The organism is Streptomyces alkaliterrae, assembly GCF_007097205.2.
GTDB lineage: Bacteria > Actinomycetota > Actinomycetes > Streptomycetales > Streptomycetaceae > Streptomyces > Streptomyces alkaliterrae.
Genome location: NZ_VJYK02000042.1, coordinates 1 through 25,207 on the forward strand (window position 1 = coordinate 1; position 25,207 = coordinate 25,207).

The window sequence follows — 25,207 nt, forward strand, 5'->3', positions numbered from 1 at the left end:
CCCGAGGCCCCAGCCGACACCACACGGCATGTCAACGTGACAACGCCAAACGCCCGGACCTTCGGGCTGGGAGCCTTCGGGGTCCGGGCGTCGGGGTGGTGGGTCAGCGGTTGCGGCGGCGGGTGGCGCGGGCCGCCTTGGCGCGCTTGGCGGCGAAGCGGACGCCGCCGGGGCTCTCGCCGACCTCTGCCCGTACGACCGTGGACGGCGGGTCGACCACGTCGTGGCCGACCTGAAGGACGGATGTCTCCACCACGCCGAGCTTCTGGAGGGCCGACTTGGCGGCCTTCAGCTCCTCCTCGGCGGTGTCGCCCTTGAGGGCGAGCATCTCGCCGTAGGGGCGGAGCAGCGGCACGCCCCAGCCGGCGAGGCGGTCGAGCGGCGCCACCGCGCGGGCCGTCACCACGTGGACCGGCGGGAGCGTGCCCAGCACCTCCTCGGCGCGGCCGCGCACCACGGTCACGTGGTCCAGGCCCAGCAGCTCCACGACCTCCTGGAGGAAGGTCGTCCGGCGCAGCAGCGGTTCGAGCAGCGTGATGCGCAGGTCGGGCCGGGCCAGTGCCAGCGGGATGCCGGGCAGGCCGGCGCCGGAACCGACGTCGCACACGGTCACGCCCTCAGGCACCACCTCGGAGAGGACGGCGCAGTTCAGCAGGTGCCGTCCCCACAGCCGGGGTACCTCACGCGGGCCGATGAGGCCGCGTCGGACACCGGCCTCGGCGAGTAGTTCCGCGTATCTCAGCGACGCCGGGAAATAGTCGCCGAAAACCTCGCGCGCAACCTCCGGCGCGGGCGGAACCTCCTGCCGCGCCGGCAGCCCACCGTCCCCGGTCACGGCAGGACGACCACGCAGCGGTTCGGCTCCTCGCCCTCGGACTCACTCCGGAGTCCGGCCGCCGCGACGGCGTCGTGCACGACCTTCCGCTCGAAGGGCGTCATGGGCTTGAGCTTCACCGGCTCGCCGCCGTCCTTGGCGTCCTTGGCCGCCTTGGCGCCCAGCTCGCTCAGCTCCTCGCGCTTGCGCGCCCGGAAACCGGCGATGTCGAGCATCAGGCGGCTGCGGTCGCCGGTCTCCCGGTGCACGGCCAGACGGGTCAGCTCCTGAAGAGCCTCCAGCACCTCGCCGTCCCGGCCGACCAGCTTCTGGAGGTCGCGGGTACCGGCGTCGCTGATGATCGAGACGGAGGCCCGCTCGCCCTCGACGTCCATGTCGATGTCCCCGTCGAGGTCCGCGATGTCCAGCAGACCCTCCAGGTAGTCGGCCGCGATCTCGCCCTCCTGCTCGAGGCGGGTCAGGGTGTCGGTGCCTTCAGCGGCCTCGGTGGTGTCGGTCACCGATGCTCCTTTGCTCACTTCTTGCTCTTGGCGGACTGCGACTTCTTCTTGCCCTGCTGCGGACGCTTCGCCTGCGGCGAGGACTCCGGCTTCGAGCCGCCCGGCTGCGCGGGCTGCTTACCACCGGGCTGCTTGCCTCCGGGCTGCTTGGTGGTGGGCGTCTGGCGCTTGGCCTTCGGCTGGCGCTTCGGCTGGGTACGGGCGGCACGGGCGCGCTCGACGGCCTCCCGGGCCTCGACCTCGGCCGGGTCCTCCTTGAGCTTGCCCTTGGCCCGCAGCTTCTCCTGACGCGCCTTGAAGGCGAGGGAGCCCGGCGTGGGGTTGCGCTTGATGATGTACATCTGCTGGCCGAGCGTCCACACGTTGGTGGTGAGCCAGTAGACCAGGACGCCGACGGGGAAGTTGATGCCGAAGACGGCGAAGATCACCGGGAAGATGTACATCAGCATCTTCTGCTGCTGCATGAACGGCGTCTTGACCGTGAGGTCGACGTTCTTGGTCATCAGCTGGCGCTGCGTGTAGAACTGCGACAGCGACATCAGGACGATCATGATGACGGTGACGACCCGGACGTCCGTGAGGGAGGCCTGGAGGCTGGCGACCTTGTCCGCGTTGTCCATGAACTTCGCGGCGATCGGCGCGCCGAAGACGTGCGCCATCCGGGCGCTCTCGACCTGGGACTGATCCAGCACGCCAACTGGCTGGTTCTGGGCGATCTTGTTGAGCACCTGGAAGAGCGCGATGAAGAACGGCGACTGCGCCAGGATGGGAAGGCAGCTGGAGAGCGGGTTGGTGCCCGTCTCCTTGTACAGCTTCATCATCTCTTCGGACTGGCGCTGCTTGTCGCTCTTGTAGCGCTCCTGGATCGCCTTCATCCGCGGCTGGAGCGCCTGCATGTTCCTGGTCGCCTTGATCTGCTTCACGAAGAGCGGGATCAGGGCGATTCGGATCACGACCACCAGGAACACGATGGACAGACCCCAGGCCCAACCGCTGTCCGGGTCGAAGACCAGGCTGAGCAGCGAGTGGAACTGGACGATGATCCAGGAAACTGCTGTATAGAGGGGACCGAGGATCGTGTCCACGAATCAGGCTCCTTGGGCGTTGGACTGGGTCCGATGCTGCCAGCGGCTACGCAGTCGCTGGTGCCAGACCGGGTGCTTCCGGGCGGGTACGTGATCGACGCCACCCGGCGACCACGGGTTGCAGCGCAGGATGCGCCAGGCTGTCAGTGCCGTCCCCTTCACCGCTCCATGCCGGTCGATCGCCTGATAGCCATAGTGCGAGCACGACGGGTAGTACCGGCAGACCGGGCCCAGCAGCGGGCTGATGGTCCACTGGTACAACTTGATCAACCACAGCAGCGGATACTTCACGGTGGCGGCCCTCCAAGCAGCCGCTGCAACGCGGCGTCGAGATCCCGGGCCAGCTCTGTGTGGTCGGCCTCGCCCGCGCCGGGCAGCGCCCGCACCACCACCAGGCTACCCGGGGCCAGCGCGGAGAGCCGGTCGCGTATCAGATGGCGAAGACGCCGCTTCACACGGTTACGGACCACCGCGTTTCCCGTTGCCTTGCTCACGACGAAACCCGCACGTGCCGGGGGAGCATCCTCCCCGAGCGCGTGCGGGTCCGTTCCGCTGCGTAGATGGACGACGAGTAGGGGCCGTCCGGCCCTTCGTCCTCGCCGTACCGCGGCCGCGAAGTCCTCCCGCCGCCTCAGCCGGTTCTCGGTGGGCAGCACGTCATGGACCTGCGGGTCGGGCTGATCAGGCCGACAGGCGGGCGCGACCCTTGCTGCGACGGCTCGCCAGGATGGCGCGACCGGCGCGGGTACGCATGCGCAGCCGGAAGCCGTGGGTCTTCGCGCGGCGGCGGTTGTTCGGCTGGAAGGTGCGCTTGCTCACTCGGGGGCTCCAGTAATGACTTGTGTCTCATACGAGACGACTGTGGGGCGCCGACTGGCTGTCACCGTGCGCCCACGAGTAGCTCGCAACGCCCGAGTGCACCGCTTCCCGATCCCTGTGGATCTTTGCCCATCGGAGGCAGGCGGCAGCAGCCATCGACAACTCGACCTCGACACGGTACGCGCGGCGGCGCCATCCGGTCAAACCGGGACCCTCGCCCGGCCAATCCGGGGGCCTCGGCGACTCGCGGCAGCCCCGGTGGCACACGGAACCGGTGGGGCGTGACACATTTACCCACACCCTGTGGACAACAACTTGAGGCGCCGCCGCACGGCGCACTACCGTGACGGGGACCGATTCCTCCCTGCCATCCCGAACACCACTTTTTATCCAGAAGTGTCCGAGTGAGAGAGCGTGCGCTGTGGCCGACCTGCCTGCTGATCTTGCCGCAGTATGGCCGCGCGTGCTGGAACAACTCCTCGACGAGTCGCAGGGAGTGGAACCGAAGGACCAGCGCTGGCTCCGCGACTGCCAGCCGCTGGTGCTCGTCTCCGGCACCGCGCTGCTCGGGGTGCCGAACGAGTACGCCAAGGGCGTCCTCGAGGGGCGGCTCGCGCCGCTGATCACCGACACCCTCAGCCGGGAGTGCCAGCAGCAGATCCGGCTGGCGATCACCGTCACCGATCCGACGCCGGCCCCGGCCGCCCCGATTCCCGAGCCGCGCGCCCAGCACCCGTCCGAGGACCGCGCGGGCCACGACGAGCAGCAACGTGAACTGCCGGCCGCACGCCCCGCGTACCCGGAGTACCCGCACGCGCCGCAGCCCCGGCACGACCAGCCCCGGCACGAGCAGGGCGGGGGCGGCTGGCCGCCGCGCCGCGAGGAGGCGGGCGCCTGGGGGGCACAGCGGGACCGCGACCGGGACCCGTACCCGCCGCAGACGCCGTCCCCCGGCGGCTACGACAACGGTTCGTACGGCACGCTCGACGGCTACGAGAGCGCGTACGACACTCCCGGCTACGACAACAACGGCGGCTACGAGGGGTACGACGGCGGCCGCTCCGGACGCGGCGGCGGCACCGCCACAGGCCGTTCCGGCGCCTCCCAGCCCCCGCTACCCGGCAGCGGCCCGACCGGCCCCGGCGGACCGACCGGCCCCGGCGGCCCAGGCGGCAGCACCGGCGGCGGGTACGAGTCGCGGCCCGGCGGCGCGGGGCGCTACGAGGAGCAGGCCTCCGCGCCCAGTGGCGCGCCGGGCCCGCTCGCGGCCCAGCCGGCACCGGCCACCGGGCCGGGCGAGCCGACCGCCCGTCTCAACCCGAAGTACCTCTTCGACACCTTTGTGATCGGGGCCTCGAACCGGTTCGCGCACGCGGCCGCCGTCGCCGTGGCGGAGGCGCCCGCCAAGGCGTACAACCCGCTGTTCATCTACGGCGAGTCCGGCCTTGGGAAGACACACCTGCTGCACGCGATCGGGCACTACGCGCGCAGCCTCTACCCGGGCACCCGGGTGCGCTACGTGAGCTCGGAGGAGTTCACCAACGAGTTCATCAACTCGATCCGGGACGGCAAGGCGGACGCGTTCCGCAAGCGCTACCGGGACATGGACATCCTGCTGGTCGACGACATCCAGTTCCTGGCGAGCAAGGAGTCGACGCAGGAGGAGTTCTTCCACACGTTCAACACGCTGCACAACGCCAACAAGCAGATCGTGCTCTCCAGCGACCGGCCGCCGAAGCAGCTGATCACCCTGGAGGATCGTCTCCGCAACCGCTTCGAGTGGGGGCTGATCACCGACGTCCAGCCGCCCGAGCTGGAGACCCGGATCGCGATCCTGCGCAAGAAGGCCGTCCAGGAGCAGCTGAACGCCCCGCCGGAGGTGCTGGAGTTCATCGCCTCACGGATCTCCCGCAACATCCGGGAGCTGGAGGGCGCCCTGATCCGGGTGACCGCCTACGCGAACCTCAACCGCTCGCCGGTGGACCTCGGGCTCACCGAGACGGTCCTGAAGGACCTCATCCCGGGTGGGGAGGACGCCTCCCCGGAGATCACCGCACCGGCGATCATGGCGGCCACCGCGGACTACTTCGGTCTCACGGTGGACGATCTGTGCGGTTCCTCACGCAGCCGGGTGCTGGTCACCGCGCGGCAGATCGCGATGTACCTGTGCCGTGAGCTGACCGACCTGTCGCTGCCGAAGATCGGCGGCCAGTTCGGCGGTCGGGACCACACGACGGTGATGCACGCGGACCGGAAGATCCGGGCGCTGATGGCCGAGCGCCGGTCCATCTACAACCAGGTGACCGAGCTCACCAACCGCATCAAGAACGGCTGAGCGGCCGGAGCGGGGCGTCGGGGTGGCCGCCCCGAGGCCCCGCCGACGTGTCAGCGCCGTCGCGTACGCCTCCCCGCACACGCCCCGCCACCGGGGCCTTCCGCGACCTCGTCGCAGCCCTTCCGCGACCTCGTCGCAGCCCTTCCGCGTCCTCGTCGCGCTTCCCCCAGGGCCGCTCATCGCACCTGTTCCGCCCTCCACAGCCGTTCGGCGGCTGGGGACGGGCGCCGCGCGTTGTTCGAATCCACAGACGGATCACCCTGTTTTCCACAGGTAACCCGACGAAGCGCCGTCCACACCCTGGGGACTCCCGAGTTATCCAGACTCCCTCCACAGGTAGGCCTGTTGGGATACCGTCAGCGCAGGTCACCGGCCTGTGGAGATGTGGATTACAGTTTTCCACAGGATGTGGACGGCTGAGGGGCCGTCAACTTCCGTCCTCCGTTGTCCACCGCTCACCCACAGGGATCGGGCACTTACCCACAGGTTCTCCACAGCGCTGTCCACTGTTCGGCAAGGTAGAGGGCCAAACAACACTTTCGAGTGAACCGCGTCACACGAAGTTGCCGGGTTGGCCTGTTGAGAACCTGGGTAAATCTGGGGACAGAGCTGTGGGCAAGTGGGCCCTCCCTGTGGACGGCCTGTGCACAACTTCACTCCATCCACAGCCACCCCCTGTTCATCCACCGGTCCGTACACAGGGGCGGTGGATAAAATCTCGGCTCTGACCTGGGAACACGGAGTTATCCACCGTTTCCACAGGCCCTACTACTAAGACCAAGTAGAGAGAGCTCGCGAGTCGTTTCGAAGCAGGGGCTGTGCACAACTCGCCGCCGAGGCCGCCGGACCGCGATTCGTCGATTTGACCCCGAGCAGCAACGGGTGTCAGCGGCGTGCGTCAGACTGGTACCGGCAACCAGCAACAGCAGGAGGCGGCTGAAGGTGAAGATCCGGGTAGAGCGTGACGTCCTGGCGGAGGCGGTGGCATGGGCCGCCAAGAGCCTCCCCGCCCGGCCGCCGGTGCCGGTGCTCGCGGGGCTGCTGCTGAAGGCGGAGGAAGGCGTGCTGAGCCTCTCCGGCTTCGACTACGAGGTCTCGGCGCGGGTGTCGATCGAGGCGGACGTCGAGGAGGAGGGCACGGTCCTCGTCTCCGGCAAGCTGCTCGCCGACATCAGCCGGGCGCTGCCGAACCGTCCGGTGGAGATCTCCACAGACGGTGTACGGGTGACGGTCGTCTGTGGATCGTCGCGGTTCACGCTGCACACACTCCCTGTGGAGGAGTACCCGGCGCTGCCGGAGATGCCGACCGCGACGGGCACGGTCCCGGGCGAGGTGTTCGCGGCCGCCGTCAGCCAGGTGGCCATCGCCGCCGGGCGCGACGACACGCTGCCGGTGCTGACGGGTGTGCGCATCGAGATCGAGGGCGACACGGTCACCCTCGCCTCCACCGACCGCTACCGCTTCGCGGTCCGCGAGTTCCTGTGGAAGCCGGAGTCCCCGGACGTCTCCGCCGTGGCCCTGGTGCCGGCGAAGACGCTGCTGGACACGGCGAAGTCGCTCAGCGGCGGCGAGCACGTCTCGCTCGCCCTGTCCGGCTCTGGTGCCGGTGAGGGCCTGATCGGCTTCGAGGGCGCCGGCCGCCGTACGACGACGCGGCTGCTGGAGGGCGACCTCCCGAAGTACCGGACGCTGTTCCCCACCGAGTTCAACTCGGTCGCGGTGATCGAGACGGCGCCGTTCGTGGAGGCCGTGAAGCGTGTGGCGCTGGTCGCCGAGCGGAACACCCCGGTGCGGCTGAGCTTCGAGCAGGGTGTGCTGATCCTGGAGGCCGGCTCGTCCGACGACGCACAGGCTGTGGAGCGGGTGGACGCGAAGCTGGACGGCGACGACATCTCGATCGCCTTCAACCCCGGCTTCCTGCTGGAGGGTCTGAGCGCGATCGACTCCCCCGTCGCGCAGCTGTCCTTCACGACGTCCACGAAGCCGGCGCTGCTCGGCGGCAAGCCGGCGCTCGACGCCGAGGCGGACAACGCCTACAAGTACCTGATCATGCCGGTGCGGCTGAGCGGCTGAGCGGCTGAGCGGCTGAGCCCGCGGGCCCGGCCCTCACCGCCGCCCTCCGATGAGCGGCTGAGCCCACGGATGTGCGCGGCGGGGCGGGCGTAGGCTCGTCCCGTCAGGCACCACCAGGCGCGCAGGTCAGGCACGCCATGATCACCAGGAAAGGCCCGCTGATGGAGCTCGGTCTCATCGGTCTCGGCAAGATGGGCGGCAACATGCGCGAGCGGATCCGCCGCGCCGGCCACACCGTCGTCGGATACGACCGCAACCCGGACCTCGCCGATGTCCACAGCCTCAAGGAGCTTGTGGACACGCTGAGCGGGCCGCGTGTGGTGTGGGTGATGGTCCCGGCCGGTGCCGCGACCCAGTCGACCATCGACGAGCTGGCCGAGCTGCTGTCCCCGGGCGACGTGGTGGTCGACGGTGGTAACTCCCGCTGGACGGACGACGAGAAGCACGCCGAGGAGCTGGCGGCGCGCGGCATCGGCTTTGTGGACTGCGGCGTCTCCGGCGGCGTGTGGGGCCTGGAGAACGGTTACGCGCTGATGTACGGCGGCGACGCCGAGGACGTGGCGAAGGTCCAGCCGGTCTTCGACGCGCTGAAGCCGGAGGGCGACTTCGGCGCCGTCCACGCCGGCAAGGTGGGCGCCGGCCACTTCGCGAAGATGGTCCACAACGGCATCGAGTACGCGATGATGCAGGCGTTCGCCGAGGGCTGGGAGCTGCTGGAGGCCGTGGACTCCGTCACGGACGTCCGGGAGGTCTTCCGGTCCTGGCAGGAAGGCACGGTCATCCGCTCCTGGCTGCTGGACCTGGCCGTGCGGGCGCTGGACGACGACGAGCACCTGGACGGGCTGCGCGGCTTCGCTCAGGACTCCGGTGAGGGACGCTGGACGGTGGAGGCGGCGATCGACAACGCCGTACCGCTGCCGGCGATCACGGCATCGCTGTTCGCCCGGTTCGCGTCCCGCCAGGAGGACTCGCCGCAGATGAAGATGATCGCCGCGCTGCGCAACCAGTTCGGCGGTCACGCGGTCGAGAGCCGGAAGTAGCCGCGAGGGCAGGAACGAGAGCAGGAACGAGAGCAGGAAGTGGTCGGCCGGTCGCCGTGGCGGCCGACCGGTGGTGAGGCGCCCCGCGGGGCGCGGGAGGACAACGCGCACGCCATGCATCTGACGCATCTGTCCCTCGCCGACTTCCGCTCGTACTCCCGGGCCGAGGTGGAGCTGGGTCCGGGAGTGACGGCCTTCGTCGGGCCGAACGGCCAGGGCAAGACGAACCTCGTCGAGGCGGTCGGCTATCTGGCGAACCTGGCCAGCCACCGGGTCTCCTCGGATGCGCCGCTGGTTCGTCGCGGGGCGGACCGCGCGGTGGTGCGGGCGGCAGTGCGGGAGGGCGAGCGCCGGCAGCTGGTCGAGCTGGAGCTGAACCCGGGCCGGGCGAACCGTGCCCGGATCAACCGCTCCTCCCAGGTGCGCCCGCGGGACGTGCTGGGCATCGTGCGCTCGGTGCTGTTCGCGCCGGAGGACCTGAGTCTGGTGAAGGGCGATCCGGGGGAGCGCCGACGGTTCCTGGACGAGCTGGTGACCGCGCGTTCGCCCCGGATGGCGGGGGTGCGGGCGGACTACGAGCGGGTGCTCAAGCAGCGGAACACGCTGCTGAAGTCGGCCGCGATGGCCCGGCGGCACGGCGGCCGCTCGATGGACCTGTCGACGTTGGACGTGTGGGACCAGCATCTGTCGCGGGTGGGCGCGGAGCTGCTGGCCCAGCGCCTCGACCTGGTGTCGGTGCTGACGCCGCTGGTGGACAAGGCGTACGAGGCGTTGGCGCCGGGCGGCGGCCCGGTGCGGCTCGTGTACCGGGGGCTCGGCGAGCCGGAGCTGGCGGCGGCGGGCCGGGAGGAGCTGGCGGAACGTCTCGCCGGGCTGCTGGGCGAGGCGCGGCGGCAGGAGATCGAGCGCGGGGTGACACTGGTCGGCCCGCACCGGGACGATCTGCTGCTGAACCTGGGGGACTTCCCGGCGAAGGGCTACGCGAGCCACGGCGAGTCGTGGTCGTACGCGTTGGCGCTGCGCCTGGCGTCCTACGACCTGCTGCGCGCGGAGGGCGCGGGGGCGGAGCCGGTGCTGGTGCTGGACGACGTGTTCGCGGAGTTGGACACGCGGCGGCGGGAGCGGTTGGCGGAGTTGGTGGAGCCGGGTGAGCAGGTGCTGGTGACGGCGGCGGTGTCGGAGGACGTTCCGGCGGCGCTGACGGGAGCCCGGTTCGCGGTGTCGGACGGCGAGGTGAGGCGGGCGTGACGGGCGGGACCGAACCGACGGGCGGGACAGGAGCCGCGGGCGGCCCCGCCGTGCCGGAGCCGACCGGCCTCGACCTGGCCCGGGTGGCGCTGTTCGCCGCGAAGGAACGGGCGCGGGAGCGCGGCGAGCTGAGCAGGCAGCGCGAGCAGGTGCGGCACGGCGGCGGGCCGCGTTCCGGCGCGCGTCGTGACGGTCGGGACCCGCTGCCGCTGGGCGCGGCGATCGAGCGGCTGAAGTCCGAGCGCGGCTGGGAGATGCCGATGGCGGTCGGCGGGGTGGCCGGGCGCTGGCCGGAGCTCGTGGGCGCGAAGAACGCCGAGCACTGGCAGCCGGACGGTTACGACGAGGAGACCCGGGTGCTGCGCGTGCGCTGCGACACGGCGGCGTGGGCGACGGAGCTGCGGCGACTGGCGCCGGTGCTGGTGCGCCGGTTGAACGAGGAACTGGGGAACGGCACGGTCCTGGCGATCGAGGTGCTGGCCCCCGGCGGCCGCGGCGGCCGGGGCGGTCCCGGCGGCTCCGGAAGAGCGCCGCGCCGGTGGTGATCGGGCGGTGATCGGGCGGCCCGCGCGGCGGGTTCCGAGGGCGTCCGGGAACGGTGGTGCGGGAGGGGCCGGCGTGAGCCCGCTCACGGTAACCGGAGGTTGACAGGGCGAAGCGCTGAGCGCCCCTGTGAGCGTCCCAGAGGTCCGGGCCGCATATAGGGAGTCGGCAACCGGCGGTTCAGGGCGCCACATGCGGACTCAGGCGCCTGCAAACCCCCATTCACCCCGGCGATACCGGTAGACTGGCGGGTACCTGCCTTGTGCGGACCTAGTCGAACGACGCAGCCGCTCCCGATCGTCGGGAGCTGCTTGTGCTGTGCCAGAAAGGGCGCTTCGTGGCCGATTCCGGCAACCCCAACGAGAATCTTCCGTCCACCGCCGACGACGGCTCTTCCGCGCCACTGGGGGAGTCGTCGTACGACGCCAGCGCGATCACCGTGCTCGAGGGCCTCGACGCGGTCCGCAAGCGGCCCGGCATGTACATCGGGTCGACGGGCGAGCGCGGCCTGCACCACCTGGTGTACGAGGTCGTGGACAACTCCGTCGACGAGGCGCTGGCGGGCCACGCGGACACCATCGACGTGACGTTGATGGCCGACGGCGGTGTGCGGGTCGTGGACAACGGCCGCGGCATCCCGGTCGACATCGTGCCGTCCGAGGGCAAGCCGGCCGTGGAGGTCGTGCTGACCGTGCTGCACGCGGGCGGCAAGTTCGGCGGCGGCGGCTACGCCGTCTCCGGCGGTCTGCACGGTGTGGGCGTGTCCGTGGTGAACGCCCTGTCGACGCGGGTGTCCGTCGAGGTCAGGCGGGACGGCTCCCGCTGGACGCAGGACTACAAGCTCGGTGTGCCGACGGCGCCGCTCGCCCGCAACGAGGCGACGGACGAGACGGGCACCTCGGTCACGTTCTGGGCCGACGGCGACATCTTCGAGACGACGGACTACTCGTTCGAGACGCTGTCCCGGCGCTTCCAGGAGATGGCGTTCCTGAACAAGGGCCTGACGATCTCGCTGACGGACGAGCGGGAAGCGGCCAAGCAGACCTCCGGCGCCGACACCGCGAGTTCGGCCGACGAGGACCAGGCCCGCACGGTGACGTACCACTACGAGGGCGGCATCTCCGACTTCGTGCGCCACCTGAACTCCCGCAAGGGCGAGCCGGTCCACCCCTCGATCATCGACATCGAGGCCGAGGACAAGGAGCGGATGCTCTCCCTCGAGATCGCGATGCAGTGGAACACCCAGTACACCGAAGGTGTGTACAGCTTCGCGAACACGATCCACACCCACGAGGGCGGCACCCACGAGGAGGGGTTCCGGGCGGCGCTGACCGGCCTGGTGAACCGCTACGCGCGGGACAAGAAGCTGCTCCGCGAGAAGGACGACAACCTCACGGGTGAGGACATCCGCGAGGGTCTGACGGCGATCATCTCGATCAAGCTGGGCGAGCCGCAGTTCGAGGGCCAGACGAAGACGAAGCTGGGCAACACGGAGGCGAAGACCTTCGTGCAGAAGGTCGTCCACGAGCACCTGACCGACTGGCTGGACCGGAACCCGGTGGAGGCCGCGGACATCATCCGCAAGGGCATCCAGGCGGCGACGGCCCGGGTCGCGGCCCGCAAGGCGCGTGACCTGACCCGCCGCAAGGGCCTGCTGGAGACGGCGTCGCTGCCGGGCAAGCTGTCGGACTGCCAGTCGAACGACGCGACGAAGTGCGAGATCTTCATCGTCGAGGGTGACTCCGCCGGCGGTTCGGCGAAGTCCGGCCGCGACCCGCAGTACCAGGCGATCCTGCCGATCCGCGGCAAGATCCTCAACGTGGAGAAGGCGCGGATCGACAAGGTCCTGCAGAACACCGAGGTCCAGGCGCTGATCTCGGCGTTCGGCACCGGTATCCACGAGGACTTCGACATCGAGAAGCTCCGCTACCACAAGATCATTCTTATGGCGGACGCGGACGTCGACGGCCAGCACATCAACACCCTGCTGCTGACGCTGCTGTTCCGCTTCATGCGGCCGCTGGTGGAGGCCGGGCACGTCTTCCTGTCGCAGCCGCCGCTGTACAAGATCAAGTGGGGTCGGGACGACTTCGAGTACGCCTACTCCGACCGGGAGCGCGACCAGCTGCTGCGCCTCGGCCGGGAGAACGGCAAGCGCACCAGGGACGACTCGGTGCAGCGGTTCAAGGGTCTGGGCGAGATGAACGCCGAGGAGCTGCGCATCACGACGATGGACGCCGAGCACCGGGTGCTGCGGCAGGTGACCATCGACGACGCGGCGGCCGCGGACGACCTGTTCTCCATCCTGATGGGCGAGGACGTGGAGTCGCGGCGCTCCTTCATCCAGCGCAACGCCAAGGACGTCCGCTTCCTCGACATCTGAGTCGGCCCACCGCCGCGCTCCAGAAAGGGACTTCGAACACTATGGCCGACCAGAACACCCCCGCCTCCGAGGCCGTCGACGCCCCGGACCCGGCCGAGGGCGCCGGCATGCGGATCGAGCCGGTGACGCTCGAGACGGAGATGCAGCGCTCCTACCTCGACTACGCGATGAGCGTCATCGTCTCGCGTGCGCTGCCGGACGTGCGGGACGGCCTCAAGCCGGTGCACCGCCGGGTGCTGTACGCGATGTACGACGGCGGGTACCGGCCCGAGAAGGGCTTCTACAAGTGCGCCCGCGTCGTCGGCGACGTGATGGGCACCTACCACCCGCACGGCGACTCCTCGATCTACGACGCGCTGGTCCGCCTGGCGCAGCACTGGTCGATGCGGATGCCGCTGGTGGACTCCAACGGCAACTTCGGCTCGCCGGGCAACGACCCGGCGGCGGCCATGCGGTACACCGAGTGCAAGATGGCGCCGCTGGCCATGGAGATGCTCCGGGACATCGACGAGGACACCGTCGACTTCCAGGACAACTACGACGGTCGCAACCAGGAGCCGACGGTCCTGCCGTCCCGCTTCCCGAACCTGCTGGTCAACGGCTCGGCGGGCATCGCGGTCGGCATGGCGACGAACATCCCGCCGCACAACCTGCGCGAGGTCGCCGCCGGCGCCCAGTGGTACCTGGAGAACCCGGAGGCGTCCAACGAGGAGCTGCTGGACGCGCTGCTCGCCCGCATCAAGGGCCCGGACTTCCCCACCGGCGCCCTGGTCGTGGGCCGCAAGGGCATCGAGGAGGCGTACCGCACCGGGCGCGGCTCGATCACCATGCGGGCCGTGGTGGAGGTCGAGGAGATCCAGGGCCGCCAGTGCCTGGTGGTCACCGAACTGCCGTACCAGGTCAACCCGGACAACCTGGCGCTGAAGATCGCCGACCTGGTGAAGGACGGCCGCATCGCCGGCATCGCCGACGTGCGCGACGAGACCAGCTCGCGCACCGGCCAGCGGCTGGTGATCGTCCTCAAGCGGGACGCCGTCGCCAAGGTCGTGCTCAACAACCTCTACAAGCACACCGACCTGCAGACGAACTTCGGCGCGAACATGCTGGCGCTGGTGGACGGGGTGCCGCGCACGCTGTCGCTGGACGCCTTCATCCGCAACTGGGTCGCCCACCAGATCGACGTGATCGTGCGGCGCACCCGCTTCCGGCTGCGGAAGGCCGAGGAGCGCGCCCACATCCTGCGCGGTCTGCTGAAGGCGCTCGACGCGATCGACGAGGTCATCGCGCTGATCCGGCGCAGCGACACCGTCGACGTGGCGCGGTCGGGCCTGATGGGCCTGCTGGAGATCGACGAGGTCCAGGCGAACGCGATCCTGGAGATGCAGCTGCGGCGGCTCGCCGCGCTGGAGCGCCAGAAGATCACCGCCGAGCACGACGAACTCCAGGCGAAGATCACCGAGTACAACGAGATCCTCGCCTCCCCCGTGCGGCAGCGCGGCATCATCAGCGAGGAACTGGCCGCCCTCGTCGAGCGGTTCGGCGACGACCGCCGCACCCAGCTGGTGCCCTTCGAGGGCGACATGTCCATCGAGGACCTGATCGCCGAGGAGGACATCGTCGTCACGATCTCCCGCGGCGGCTACGTCAAGCGCACCAAGACCGACGACTACCGGGCCCAGAAGCGCGGCGGGAAGGGGGTGCGCGGCACGAAGCTGAAGGAGGACGACATCGTCGACCACTTCTTCGTCTCCACCACGCACCACTGGCTGCTGTTCTTCACCAACAAGGGCCGCGTCTACCGGGCCAAGGCGTACGAGCTTCCCGACGCCGGCCGGGACGCGCGCGGCCAGCACGTGGCGAACCTGCTGGCGTTCCAGCCGGACGAGCAGATCGCCGAGATCCTCGCCATCCGCGACTACGAGGCCATGCCCTACCTGGTGCTGGCCACGAAGTCCGGCCTGGTGAAGAAGACGCCGCTGAAGGACTACGACTCGCCGCGCTCCGGCGGCGTCATCGCCATCAACCTCCGCCAGACGGAGGACGGCGGCGACGACGAGCTGATCGGCGCGGAACTCGTCTCCGCCGAGGACGACCTGCTGCTCATCAGCAAGAAGGCCCAGTCGATCCGGTTCACCGCGACCGACGAGGCGCTGCGGCCCATGGGCCGCGCCACCTCCGGGGTGAAGGGCATGAGCTTCCGCGAGGGCGACGAGCTGCTGTCGATGAACGTCGTCCGGGCGAACACGTACGTGTTCACCGCCACCGACGGCGGCTACGCCAAGCGCACCAACGTGGACGAGTACCGCGTCCAGGGCCGCGGCGGCCTGGGCATCAAGGCCGCCAAGATCGTCGAGGACCGCGGCTCGCTGGTCGGCGCCCTCGTCGTCGAGGAGACCGACGAGATCCTGGCCATCACACTCGGCGGTGGAGTGATCCGCACGCGGGTCAACGAGGTGCGGGAGACCGGTCGTGACACGATGGGTGTCCAGTTGATCAACCTGGGCAAGCGGGACGCCGTGGTCGGTATCGCCCGCAACGCCGAGGCGGGCCGAGAGGCCGAGGAAGTCGAGGCCGTCGATGCGGCGGAGCCCGGTGCGGACACCCCGGACCAGGACACCGACGCGAACACAGCCACGGACAGCACGGACAGCGAGGGCTGAGGACGTGAGCCGGAGACCGGATGAGCCGACCGGGGGCGCGACCCCCGGCGGCTCCCTCCTCCGCTGGGCGTCCCCCAGTGCCGATCCCACCGTGGGGGAGCAACCATGACAGGTGCCAAGCAACCGCAGGCACAGCCGCACCACCCGCCGCAGGCCTACCCGGCCCCACCCGGCGGACACGGCCCGCAGCCGCCGCAGGCCACCCCGCCGGCCGGCACCCCGGCGGGCGCGCCCGCCGCGCCCCCGCCCGCCGACGGGGGCAGCCACGGGGACGGCCATGGCGACGGCCTTCAGGCCGGCGTCCGCCGACCCCGCACCGGCGCCCGCACGGTCCCCCGGGTCCGCAAGGCGCGGCTGCGGGTGGCGAAGGTCGACCCGTGGTCGGTGATGAAGGTCAGCTTCCTGCTGTCCATCGCGCTCGGCATCTGCACGATCGTGGCCGTCGCCGTCCTGTGGATGGTGATGGACGCCATGGGCGTCTTCTCCTCGATCGGGACGATACTCGGCGAGGCGACGGAGTCCGCCGACGGCGGCGGCTTCGACCTGGAGACCTTCCTGTCACTGCCGCGCGTGCTCACCTTCACCGGGCTGATCGCCGTCATCGACGTCGTCCTCGCGACCGCGCTGGCCACCCTCGGCGCGTTCATCTACAACCTCTCCGCCGGCTTTGTCGGCGGCGTCGAGCTCACGCTCGCCGAGGACGAGTGAGACCCGCCGGGCCGGCCTCCGAGCCGGCCCGGCGGCGCCCTCCGGCCACCCGAAAGGCGATTTGGGACCTGGCCTGAAGTGCGCTAATCTTTCCGTGCAGCGCGGGGCTATAGCTCAGACGGTTAGAGCGCTTCCCTGATAAGGAAGAGGCCACAGGTTCAAGTCCTGTTAGCCCCACCAGCACGGAAAGACCCCCGACCGGTCCCGGTCGGGGGTCTTTCCGTGCTCGCGCCGGCGGGCTCATCTGACCGTGGGCTCATCTGACGGTGTGCGCGAGCCTGGGCAGCATGAGACCCCAGAAGTCCCCGATGCGCTCCTCCCGCAGCCACTCCACGTCCTCGGAGCCGAGCACCTGGAAGCCCACGGTAGCCGCCACGATGGCGGGCGCGGCGCCGTCGGGCGTCACCCCTTCGGCGAGTGCGCCCTCCTGTTGGGCGCGGCGCAGCATGTCCTCGACCCACCGCTGCCAGGCGCCTCTGAGATGGGGCTTCTCGCCGCGCGCCGGGTCACCGCCGAGTTCGAACCCGGCGCGGAGGACGACGTCGTCGGCCAGCCGGGCCATCAGCGCGTACGTCGTGTCCACCAGCGTCCGGAGGCTGCCGCCTCCCCGGGCGGAGACGTCCTCGGTGAGACGGCGTACGACGTTCGCGGCCTCGTCCTCCACCGCCTGGGCGAGCGCCCTCTTGTTCTCGAAGTGGAAGTGCAGGGCGCCGTTGCTGACGCCGGCGCGCCGGCTGATCGTCGCGAGGGACGCCGGTGCGAACCCCTCTCGGGCGAAGACCTCCGCGGCGGCGTGGATCAGTGACTGTCGGGTGCGAGCCGCACGCTCTTGCTTGGCCATCGGCTGTCTCCTGGTCGCGGGACGCGGCGGCGCGGCCCCGGCGGGGTCGGGCCTCGGCGTCGACGATCTGCACGACATTGCCTTTCCGTCCGTCGACGCGGCGCGGCGGACCACGGCACACCAGGTTAACAAACCGCAATGCCGGTTTATAGGGCGGCGGTTGCACAGGTCTGGGGGCGCCGGGGAAGACACAGGAACTCCGCGCCCCCGGGACGGGGTGCGGAGTTCCTGTGTCTTCGGGCGGCCGTCGGGTCAGCGGGCCGCCGTCGGGTCAGCGGGCGGCCGGGCCCGGTGTGGCCGGGCCCAGGGTGACCGGGAGCGAGACGTAGCCGTTGACGATGAAGGACCGGACCGGCTCCAGCGTCTCCGCCGGGACCGCCAGCGCCATGCCGGGGAAGCGTTCGAAGAGGGCGGAGAGCGCGAGCGTGGCCTCCAGTCTGGCCAGCGGCGCGCCCAGGCAGTAGTGCACACCGTGCCCGAAGCCCAGGTTCTCGCGTCGGTCGGTGCGCAGCAGGTCGAACACGTCGGCGTTGTCGCCGTACTGCTCGGGGTCGAGGCCGGGGGCGGCGAAGGAGACGAGTATCGGGTCGCCCTTGGCGATGAGCACGCCGTCGAGCTCGATGTCCTCGAGCGCGTAGCGGAGAGGCAGGTAGGCGGCCGGGTTGCGGGTCCGCATGGTCTCGGCGACCACGTCGTCCCAGTCGGCGCGGCCGGCCCGGACGTGCTCCAGTTGCCCGGGGTCGGAGAGCAGTGCGGCGACGGCGTTGCCGATGAGGTTGACGGTCGACTCCATTCCCGCGGCGATCATGAGGTTCAGGGTGCCCACCAGTTCCTCCTCGGTGAGCCCTTCGCCCTGGCCCTGCGTCGCGATCAGGGCGGACGTCAGGTCGTCGCCGGGTTCCGCCCGCTTGAGCGCGACCAGTTCGCCCAGCATCTGGAAGACCTTCATCTGGGCGGCCGTGGTCTCGGCCGGTGTCGCCGCGGTGTCGAACGTGGTGTCCACCTCGGCGCAGAGGGTGTCCGTGCGGCTCTCCGGGACCCCGAAGAGCGCGCATATCACCCGCATGGGCAGCTGCTTGGCGAACGAGGCGCGGAGGTCGACCGGTTCGCCGGCCGGGTGGGACGCCAGTCCGGCGAGCAGTTCACCGACGACCTTCTCGATGCGGGGGCGGAGGTTCTCGGTGCGCCGCATCGTGAAACCTCCCGCCACCAGGCGGCGGAGCCTGCGGTGCCTCTCCCCGTAGGCGAACAGCATGTTCTGCGCCGCCACCCAGTAGTAGAGCGGCCACTCCTCGGTGATGCGGCCCTCCACGAAGGCGGGCCAGTGCCGGGCGTCCTTCGACACGCGCGGGTCCGCGACGAGCTGCCTGACGTACCTGTGGGCGGTGACCGCCCAGACCGCCACCCCACCGGGCAGCATCACCCGCACCGCGGGCCCCTGTCCGCGCAGCATGGCGGCCTCGCCGGCCAGATCCCGCCCCATGGCGTCCAGCGCGTACGGGCAAGCAGTCGTTTCCATCCGTGCACTCCGATCGGTTCGCTGTGAGACCACGTTCCAATGCACTTGCGCACGAGGGGACGACCTCCCCTGCCCACCCCCCGTGATGGATCACCGCCCGCCGACGCTCAGGCGGTTTCGGCCGCCGCCTCCTCCTCCTGCTCGCGCTCCCGGTGCTGCTCCATGGCCTCCTCGTAGACCCTGGCCGCGCGTTCGGGGGAGAAGTCGAGCCGGACGAGCACTCCCGGGACGGCGATGGCCGTCATCAGGTTCCGGTGCAGGTCCGCGACCCGTTCGGCGATGTCCGCGTGCCCGGTGAGGATGTTCGACAGGATCTGGATGCCGGTGAAGCCGCCGACGAACATCCTGGCGACGGCCTCCGCGTCGACGTGCGGAAGGAGCTCCCCGTCCGCCTTCGCCCTGCCGAAGAGCGCCACGCCGTGGTCGATCCAGGCCTGCATCGGGACGCGCCGGTCGAGCCCGTCGGCCGGCGATCCCTGGTCGACGGTGAGTCGGATGCTGCCGCGTACGAGGGCGTCCCCGCTGTTGAGCAGGTACGCCAGCAACAGGGACTCGTCGATCACCTGTTGCAGGGTCAGCTCTCTCTTCCGGACCTCCGGTACCGCGCGGAGCTGGCTCGCCAGTACCTCCTGGGCCAGCTCCTCCTTCGAGGTGAAGTGGAAGTAGAGGGCGCCCTTGGTGACTCCGGACCTCTTCAGGATCTCTGAGATGGTCGCCGCCTCGTACCCGACCTCGTCGAACACCTCGGCGGAAGCCGCGACGATCGCCTGTCGAGTCCGGATGGCTCGCTCCTGCCGGGCCATGGTTGACCTCCATACGGCTCTCAGCCGGCCTCTCGAACTAAACCGGCGGGTACGTATCTTAGCGGCGGGAACCTCCGGAGCTGGTACAGGAGCGCTGGTGGCACGTGCCGGGAGCACCAGACCCCGACGGGCCGGGTGTGGACGGGGGAAAGAATAAAACCTGCCAGCCGGTTTTACAAGGCTTCGGCCTTGTTGCCGTGCGGGCGGTATGTCCCTGTGTCGAGGCGGAAGATCAACACATGTCGCCCCTCTGCTCACCTTCCGGCCCTGTGGTGCAGCTCACTCGGAAGCCGTGGATAACGCTTGAAACAAAACCGGTGGGTACGTATCTTTGTCCGCCTGCGCTTCGTGTTTTTTCCGACCGGCGTACGCGGAGAGGCCATGACACTGCTGACTTTCCAAGAGCAAGTCCCCCCTCGCCCAGGGGGCCTCCAGCACGCACCCATCCCGCCGAACAGCGCCACCAGCCCCACCAGCCCCACCTCGGATGCCGCGGACACCACCACCGGCGACCTGACCTATCTGCTCTTCGACCGCGGTGACCGCGAGCGGATACACGGCACCTGGCGCCGGCTCATCTCCACCGAGGAGTTCCGCTACCGCCCGGGACTGACCGCCGCCCAACGGACCGCGCTCTCCTACAGTCGGCTGCGCAAGGTCAACGACGCCGTCGGCCACGCCGTCGACCTCGCGGACGACCCGTACCGACTGGCCAGCCTGCACGAGTGGGCCGGAGTGGTCGACGGCGCGCTGGGCACCCTGGCGGGCATCCACTACAACCTGTTCCTCGGCAGCCTCATCGACCACGGCGGAACCGACGAGCGCGATCTGTCCGAGTTCTCCTCGATGCGGCGTACGGGAACGTTTCTCTGCACCGAACTCGCCCACGGCAACGACGCGGCAGCCCTGCGGACCACGGCCGAACTCGACCGCCGGACCGGCGGGTTCATCCTGCACACACCCACGCCGGGCGCCCAGAAGTTCATGCCGAACACCAGCCTGACCGGCGGTCCGAAGACCGCCCTCGTGGCCGCCCGACTGCTCGTGGACGGCGAGGACCAGGGCGTCTTCCTCTTCCTCACCCCCCTGAGCGGCGCCTCAGGACCACTGCCCGGCATCCGCGTCCGCTGCCTCCCGGAACGCACCGGCAGCCCAGTCGACCACTGCCTGACCTCCTTCGACCAGGTGCGGCTGCCGCGCGAGGCCCTGCTCGAGGCCGAGCACGGACGCCTGGACCGGAGCGGCGCGCTCGCCAGCCGCCTGGGCAGCAGGCGCAAGCGGTTCCTCCGTTCCATCGGCCGGGTCACCGCCGGCAAGCTGTGTATGAGCGCCGCCGGCACCGGCGTCACCCGCGCCGCCCTCGCCATCTCCGTACGGCACGCCCACCACCGCCGGATCAGCGGCCCGAAGGCCGGCGAGCGCGTCCCGCTCACCGCCCACCGCAGCCACCACGGCCCACTGCTGCGCGGCCTGGCGACCGCCTACGCCATGACGTTCCTGCACCGCCGCGTGGTGTCCCGCTGGGCCCGCCACGAGCCGGCGGACCGCGACGCCGTCGAGCGCCTTGTCGCCGTCGCCAAGGGATGGATCACCTGGCAGGCCCGGGCCATCACCATCGAGTGCCGCGAACGCTGCGGCGCCCAGGGGCTGTTCTCCGTGAACGCCCTGGCCGACTTCCCGCTCAACCTCGAAGGTGCCATCACCGCCGAGGGCGACAACCTCGTCATCTGGCTCAAGGCCGCCGGAGAGATGCTCTTCCAGCACCGCGCGGAGCCGTCCGCTTCGCAGCACGACCGCCCCAGCGCCCGGGACGTGACCGGCCGGGACCTGACCGACCCGCGCTGGCTGCGCGACCTGCTTGCCGAGGTCGAGTCGCTGTGGCAGAACCGGGCTCGCGCGGACCTCCGCCGCGGCCCGGCCGGCAACACCCTGGGCCGCTGGAACGCCGCGTCGTCCGCCGCGCTGCGCATGGTCTCCGCCCACGCCCAGCTGCAGGCGGCCGACTCGTTCCTCGACGCGATCGACCAGGCCGTCGACCCGACCGCCCGCGCCCTCCTCCACCGGCTGTGCCGGCTCTTCCTGCTGGACCAACTCGCCGAACACACCGGCGACCTGCTCGCGGACGGCCATCTGACGGCCCAGCACGTACGGGCCCTGCCCACGGCCGTCGACGCCGTCACCGCCGAACTCGCCCCGCACATGACGGCGCTGGTCGACGCGTTCGACCTGCCGGCGGAGTTCCTTGCCTCCGTGCCGGTGGCGAACAGCTCCTACATCGACGACTTCGACCGCCTCGTCGGCGGCGGGTGAGGGGACTCAGGCTTCGACGAGGTCCATGAGGGCGTCGGAGGGGTCGGCGTGCGGGGGTCCGGCGGGCCACCACGCGTCGGCCTCCCGGCGGTAGGGGTACCAGCGGCCGTCGCGACCGAGGCGGAGCTGGAGTCCCTGCCGGGTGAGGGTCCAGTGGTTGTCGCGTACTTCCAACTCGGGCGGCTCGTCCGCCTCCCAGCCCGCGGCGAGCGCCGCCCGCGCGCGGGCGGTCTCCTGGGCGGACGGCGACCAGGTGTGCTCCAGCACGTCCAGGCCGGCCGGCCCGCCGGTCCGCCAGGCGGCGGCCGCCCGGTCCAGCTCGTGCGGTGGTCGGCCGCAGCTCTCGCGCAGCCGCGCGGGCACCCTCGGGTCCGGGTGGGTGGCGGCGACGCGGACCGTGTCCCGCCACAGATCGAGCGGCGGCGCGGGTTCGGCGGTCAGCCCGAGGGCGTACGCGAGCAGGCCGCGGGCCCGCACGGCCGCGTCGGTGACCAGCCGGTCCAGGGGGTCGGCCTCGATGCCGGTGACGGGCTCGTCGGCGCCGGCCGGGCGATCGGGCAGCGGCGGCGGCGCGGGCAGCGGCGACGCGCCACGGGCCGCCCACGCGGCCACCGGGTCGACGCCGGGCGGTGCGACGTCGTCCTGCGGGGCGCGGGCCCGGCCCGTCGAGCCGCCGCCGTCGGCGACGGGGACGTCCTCGGTCCCGTCGGCACCGCCGTCGGAGTCGGCTTCGGCGTCGGCGTCGTCGGAGTCGGCTTCGGCGTCGGCTGTCATCGCGCGGAGGAGCAGTTCGGACTTCAACTCCTCCACCGCCCCGGCGAGTTCCCTGCCCCGGACGAGCAGCAGCAGCGACGGTTCGGAGTCGAGTAGCCACGACAGCTGGTAGCAGAGCGCCGCGGCGTGCGGGCAGGGGTGGTCGAGCGCGCCGCAGTCGCAGTCCGCCTCCAGGTCGCCGTAGCCCGGCAGCAGCCGCAGCCGGGCGTCCTCGACCGACTCCAGCAGGTCCTCCGGCAGCTCGCCCGCCAGCAGCGCCTCCGTCACGGCGGGCCGGTCGGCGGCCTTCTCCCAGAGGAGTTCCCACTCCTGGTCGTCCAGCTCCCGCAGGGTGACCACCGCGGTGTGCGTGGCTCCGCCGTCGTGGATCTCCGCGGAGATCCGTCCGGGGCCGACGGTGATCGGGCCGATCCGCCCGGTGCGCGCGAGGGACCGGCCCTTCTTCAGCGGCTCCTCCTCCGTCCAGGTGTCCTCGACGGCGTCGGTCCAGGCGCCGGCCCAGAACGACCGGCCGCGGGCGCGTCCGCCGCGACGGGCGGCGAAGGCGGGGAAGCCCCGTGCGCCGCGCTCCTCCCGTGCCTCGTCCATCACATGCTCCTCAGCTCGACGAGGTTGGCCAGCTCGTCGTTCGTCAGCCGCGTCAACGCCTGCTCGCCCGCGCCGAGCACCGCGTCCGCCAGCTCCTTCTTCGACTCCAGCAGGGCGGCGATGCGGTCCTCGACCGTGCCCTCGGCGATCAGCCGGTGCACCTGGACGGGTCTGGTCTGTCCGATGCGGTAGGCGCGGTCGGTCGCCTGGGCCTCGACCGCCGGGTTCCACCAGCGGTCGTAGTGCACGACGTGATCGGCCCGGGTGAGGTTGAGCCCGGTGCCGGCCGCCTTCAACGACAGGAGGAAGACGGGCACTTCGCCGTCCTGGAAGCGCCGCACCAGCTCCTCGCGTCGCGGCACCGGGGTGCCGCCGTGCAGCAGTCGGGCCGGGATGCCGCGCTCCCGCAGGTGGCGCTCCAGCAGCCGCGCCATGGCCACGTACTGGGTGAACACCAGCGCGGCGCCGTCCTCGGCGATGATCGTGTCGAGGAGTTCGTCGAGCAGGTCCAGTTTGCCCGAGCGGCCCGTGAGTACCGCGTTGTCCTCCTTGAGGAAGTGGGCGGGGTGGTTGCAGATCTGCTTCAGCCCGGTGAGCAGCTTCAGGACAAGACCGCTGCGGTTGATGCCCTCGCTGTCCCGGATCCGGTCCATCACGTCCGCGACCTGCGCGCGGTACAGTGCCGACTGCTCGGCGCTGAGCGCGACCGGGCGGTCCGTCTCGGTCTTGGGCGGCAGCTCGGGCGCGATACCCGGGTCGGACTTGCGGCGGCGCAGCAGGAAGGGCCGTACGAGGCCGGCCAGGCGGCGCGCAGCGGACTCCCCCTCCACGCTCTCCCCGGTGCCCGCGCGCTCCGCGTCGATGGGCGCCATCCAGCGGCGGCGGAACTCCCCGTACCCTCCGAGCAGTCCAGGCGCCGTCCAGTCGAGGATCGCCCAGAGCTCGGAGAGGCTGTTCTCGACCGGCGTGCCGGTCAGCGCGATCTTCGCGTCGGCGGGGATCAGCCGCAGCGCCCTCGCGGTGCTCGAACGCGGGTTCTTGACGTGCTGGGCCTCGTCGGCGACGACCATGCTCCAGCGGTGTCCGGCCAACTGGTCGGCGTCGAGCCGCATCGTGCCGTACGTGGTGAGGACAAAGCCGTCGTCGGCGCCGTCGAGGGTGCGGCCGGGGCCGTGGAAGCGGCGCACGGCCGTGCCGGGCGCGAATCTGCCGATCTCACGCTGCCAGTTGCCCATCAGCGAGGCCGGGCAGACGACGAGGGTCGGGCCGGCGCTGTCCTTGTGCTCCTGGCGCAGCAGGTGCAGCGCGATGAGCTGGACGGTCTTGCCCAGACCCATGTCGTCGGCGAGGCAGCCGCCGAGGCCCAGCGAGGTCATGCGGTCCAGCCAGCGCAGGCCGCGCAGCTGGTAGTCGCGCAACGTGGCGGCGAGTGCGGCGGGTTGGCGGACGGGTTCGGCGCCGCCGTCCGGGTCGGCGAGGCGCGCGCGCAGCGCGAGCAGCCAGGCCGTGGCGGCGACCGGCACCTGCTCGGCGCCGATCCGCGCGTACCCGGTCAGCGCGACGGCAAGTGCCTCGATGGCGGTGAGCGGGCCCGCCTCGCGGTCGCGGGCCGTGCGGGCGGACTCCGCGTCGACCAGCACCCACTCGCCCCGCAACCGGACGACCGGGCCGCCGGTGGCGACCGTCGCCATCTCCTCCTCGGTGAGCGGTTCACCGTCGAGGAGGAGCTGGCGGCGCAGCGCGACGGTGCCGTCGCCGCCGAAGAAGGAACGCAGGTCGGTGGGCGGCGGGAGGTCGGCGCCGACGACCGCGCGGGCGGTCAGTGCGCGGCGGACCTCCGCGGGCCACAGGACGTCGATGCCGTGGGCGCGCAGCCGGCCGGCGGCGCCGGTCAGCAGGTCGGTCACGTCCAGGTCGGACAGTTCCAGGGTGCCCGGAACAGGCAGCAGCCGCTCCAGCGGCGGCCACACGGCCGCCGCGCGGCGGACGGCGAGCACGGTGTCGGCCTGCGCGCGCGGGCCCAGCGCGTGGTCGACGCTCTCGAACAGCTCGTTCGCGTCGAGCGCGAGGGTCGGGTCGGAGAGGCTGTGGGCGCGCGGCACGAGCCGCAGTGCGGGCGGCCCGCCCGCACTGCGGCTCGTGC

General features: G+C 71.0%; 20 protein-coding genes and 1 tRNA gene. 10 read left to right on the forward strand and 11 right to left on the reverse strand.

The genetic code is table 11. From position 1 onward, the window contains the following. Positions 1-103: 103 nt before the first annotated feature. The 6 genes from rsmG to rpmH are packed head-to-tail and all read right to left on the reverse strand — an operon-like array spanning position 104 to position 3,239. Positions 104-835 (reverse strand): 16S rRNA (guanine(527)-N(7))-methyltransferase RsmG, encoded by a 732-nt coding sequence (gene rsmG / locus FNX44_RS06180; RefSeq protein ID WP_323369084.1) that lies wholly within the window; start codon positions 833-835, stop codon positions 104-106. Beyond that, positions 832-1,335 carry a Jag family protein gene (locus FNX44_RS06185; protein WP_143646950.1) on the reverse strand — a complete coding sequence of 168 codons (504 nt, stop codon included), beginning with the start codon at positions 1,333-1,335 and terminating at the stop codon, positions 832-834. Before FNX44_RS06185 ends, rsmG begins: the two co-directional genes overlap by 4 nt. 14 nt (positions 1,336-1,349) lie before the next feature. After that, a complete protein-coding gene (yidC, locus tag FNX44_RS06190) occupies positions 1,350-2,420 on the reverse strand; it encodes a membrane protein insertase YidC (protein ID WP_143646951.1) in 1,071 nt (356 codons plus the stop codon). Between the two features lie 3 nt (positions 2,421-2,423). Further along, positions 2,424-2,711: a membrane protein insertion efficiency factor YidD gene (gene yidD / locus FNX44_RS06195; RefSeq protein ID WP_143646952.1), complete on the reverse strand. Its 288-nt coding sequence runs from the start codon at positions 2,709-2,711 to the stop codon at positions 2,424-2,426. Beyond that, on the reverse strand, positions 2,708-3,076 hold the full coding sequence (gene rnpA, locus FNX44_RS06200) for a ribonuclease P protein component (RefSeq protein WP_143646953.1): 369 nt from the start codon (positions 3,074-3,076) through the stop codon (positions 2,708-2,710). Before rnpA ends, yidD begins: the two co-directional genes overlap by 4 nt. Positions 3,077-3,101: 25 nt before the next feature. Further along, positions 3,102-3,239 (reverse strand): 50S ribosomal protein L34, encoded by a 138-nt coding sequence (rpmH, locus tag FNX44_RS06205; protein ID WP_003956500.1) that lies wholly within the window; start codon positions 3,237-3,239, stop codon positions 3,102-3,104. 421 nt (positions 3,240-3,660) lie between these two features. On the opposite strand from rpmH, the gene dnaA reads away from it, so the two are divergent. From dnaA to FNX44_RS06250, 9 genes are all read left to right on the forward strand, one after another. Beyond that, positions 3,661-5,574: a chromosomal replication initiator protein DnaA gene (dnaA, locus tag FNX44_RS06210; protein ID WP_143646954.1), complete on the forward strand. Its 1,914-nt coding sequence runs from the start codon at positions 3,661-3,663 to the stop codon at positions 5,572-5,574. Positions 5,575-6,516: 942 nt separating this feature from the next. Then, positions 6,517-7,647, forward strand: coding sequence for a DNA polymerase III subunit beta (dnaN, locus tag FNX44_RS06215; protein WP_143646955.1), 1,131 nt, complete (start codon positions 6,517-6,519; stop codon positions 7,645-7,647). Between the two features lie 161 nt (positions 7,648-7,808). After that, a complete protein-coding gene (gene gnd, locus FNX44_RS06220) occupies positions 7,809-8,687 on the forward strand; it encodes a phosphogluconate dehydrogenase (NAD(+)-dependent, decarboxylating) (protein WP_143646968.1) in 879 nt (292 codons plus the stop codon). 114 nt (positions 8,688-8,801) lie between these two features. Continuing rightward, positions 8,802-9,935 (forward strand): DNA replication/repair protein RecF, encoded by a 1,134-nt coding sequence (gene recF, locus FNX44_RS06225; RefSeq protein WP_143646956.1) that lies wholly within the window; start codon positions 8,802-8,804, stop codon positions 9,933-9,935. Beyond that, positions 9,932-10,480, forward strand: coding sequence for a DciA family protein (locus tag FNX44_RS06230; RefSeq protein ID WP_143646957.1), 549 nt, complete (start codon positions 9,932-9,934; stop codon positions 10,478-10,480). The genes recF and FNX44_RS06230 overlap by 4 nt, the downstream gene beginning before the upstream one ends. Positions 10,481-10,791: 311 nt before the next feature. Continuing rightward, positions 10,792-12,861: a DNA topoisomerase (ATP-hydrolyzing) subunit B gene (gene gyrB, locus FNX44_RS06235; RefSeq protein WP_143646958.1), complete on the forward strand. Its 2,070-nt coding sequence runs from the start codon at positions 10,792-10,794 to the stop codon at positions 12,859-12,861. 41 nt (positions 12,862-12,902) lie between these two features. After that, on the forward strand, positions 12,903-15,521 hold the full coding sequence (gene gyrA / locus FNX44_RS06240) for a DNA gyrase subunit A (protein WP_143646959.1): 2,619 nt from the start codon (positions 12,903-12,905) through the stop codon (positions 15,519-15,521). Between the two features lie 105 nt (positions 15,522-15,626). Beyond that, positions 15,627-16,229: a DUF3566 domain-containing protein gene (locus FNX44_RS06245; RefSeq protein WP_143646960.1), complete on the forward strand. Its 603-nt coding sequence runs from the start codon at positions 15,627-15,629 to the stop codon at positions 16,227-16,229. Positions 16,230-16,332: 103 nt separating this feature from the next. After that, positions 16,333-16,409: transfer RNA gene (locus tag FNX44_RS06250), tRNA-Ile, on the forward strand. A gap of 76 nt (positions 16,410-16,485) precedes the next feature. Here FNX44_RS06250 and FNX44_RS06255 read toward each other — a convergent pair. From FNX44_RS06255 to FNX44_RS06265, 3 genes are all read right to left on the reverse strand, one after another. Then, positions 16,486-17,070, reverse strand: coding sequence for a ScbR family autoregulator-binding transcription factor (locus FNX44_RS06255; protein ID WP_143646961.1), 585 nt, complete (start codon positions 17,068-17,070; stop codon positions 16,486-16,488). Positions 17,071-17,341: 271 nt separating this feature from the next. Beyond that, a complete protein-coding gene (locus FNX44_RS06260) occupies positions 17,342-18,589 on the reverse strand; it encodes a cytochrome P450 family protein (protein ID WP_143646962.1) in 1,248 nt (415 codons plus the stop codon). A 107-nt stretch (positions 18,590-18,696) separates the two neighbouring features. Next, entirely contained in the window at positions 18,697-19,392 is a 696-nt protein-coding gene (locus FNX44_RS06265; protein WP_143646963.1) for a ScbR family autoregulator-binding transcription factor, read from the reverse strand. Between the two features lie 381 nt (positions 19,393-19,773). Between FNX44_RS06265 and FNX44_RS06270 the strand changes: the two genes are divergently transcribed. Continuing rightward, positions 19,774-21,702, forward strand: coding sequence for an acyl-CoA dehydrogenase (locus FNX44_RS06270; protein WP_143646964.1), 1,929 nt, complete (start codon positions 19,774-19,776; stop codon positions 21,700-21,702). A gap of 6 nt (positions 21,703-21,708) precedes the next feature. On the opposite strand, the gene FNX44_RS06275 is transcribed toward FNX44_RS06270, so the two are convergent. Next, positions 21,709-23,064, reverse strand: a complete 1,356-nt coding sequence (locus FNX44_RS06275; RefSeq protein WP_143646965.1) for an SWIM zinc finger family protein — start codon at positions 23,062-23,064, stop codon at positions 21,709-21,711. After that, a partial coding sequence (locus FNX44_RS06280; protein ID WP_143646966.1) for a DEAD/DEAH box helicase occupies positions 23,064-25,207 on the reverse strand: 2,144 nt, incomplete at its 5' end. The genes FNX44_RS06275 and FNX44_RS06280, both read right to left, overlap by 1 nt.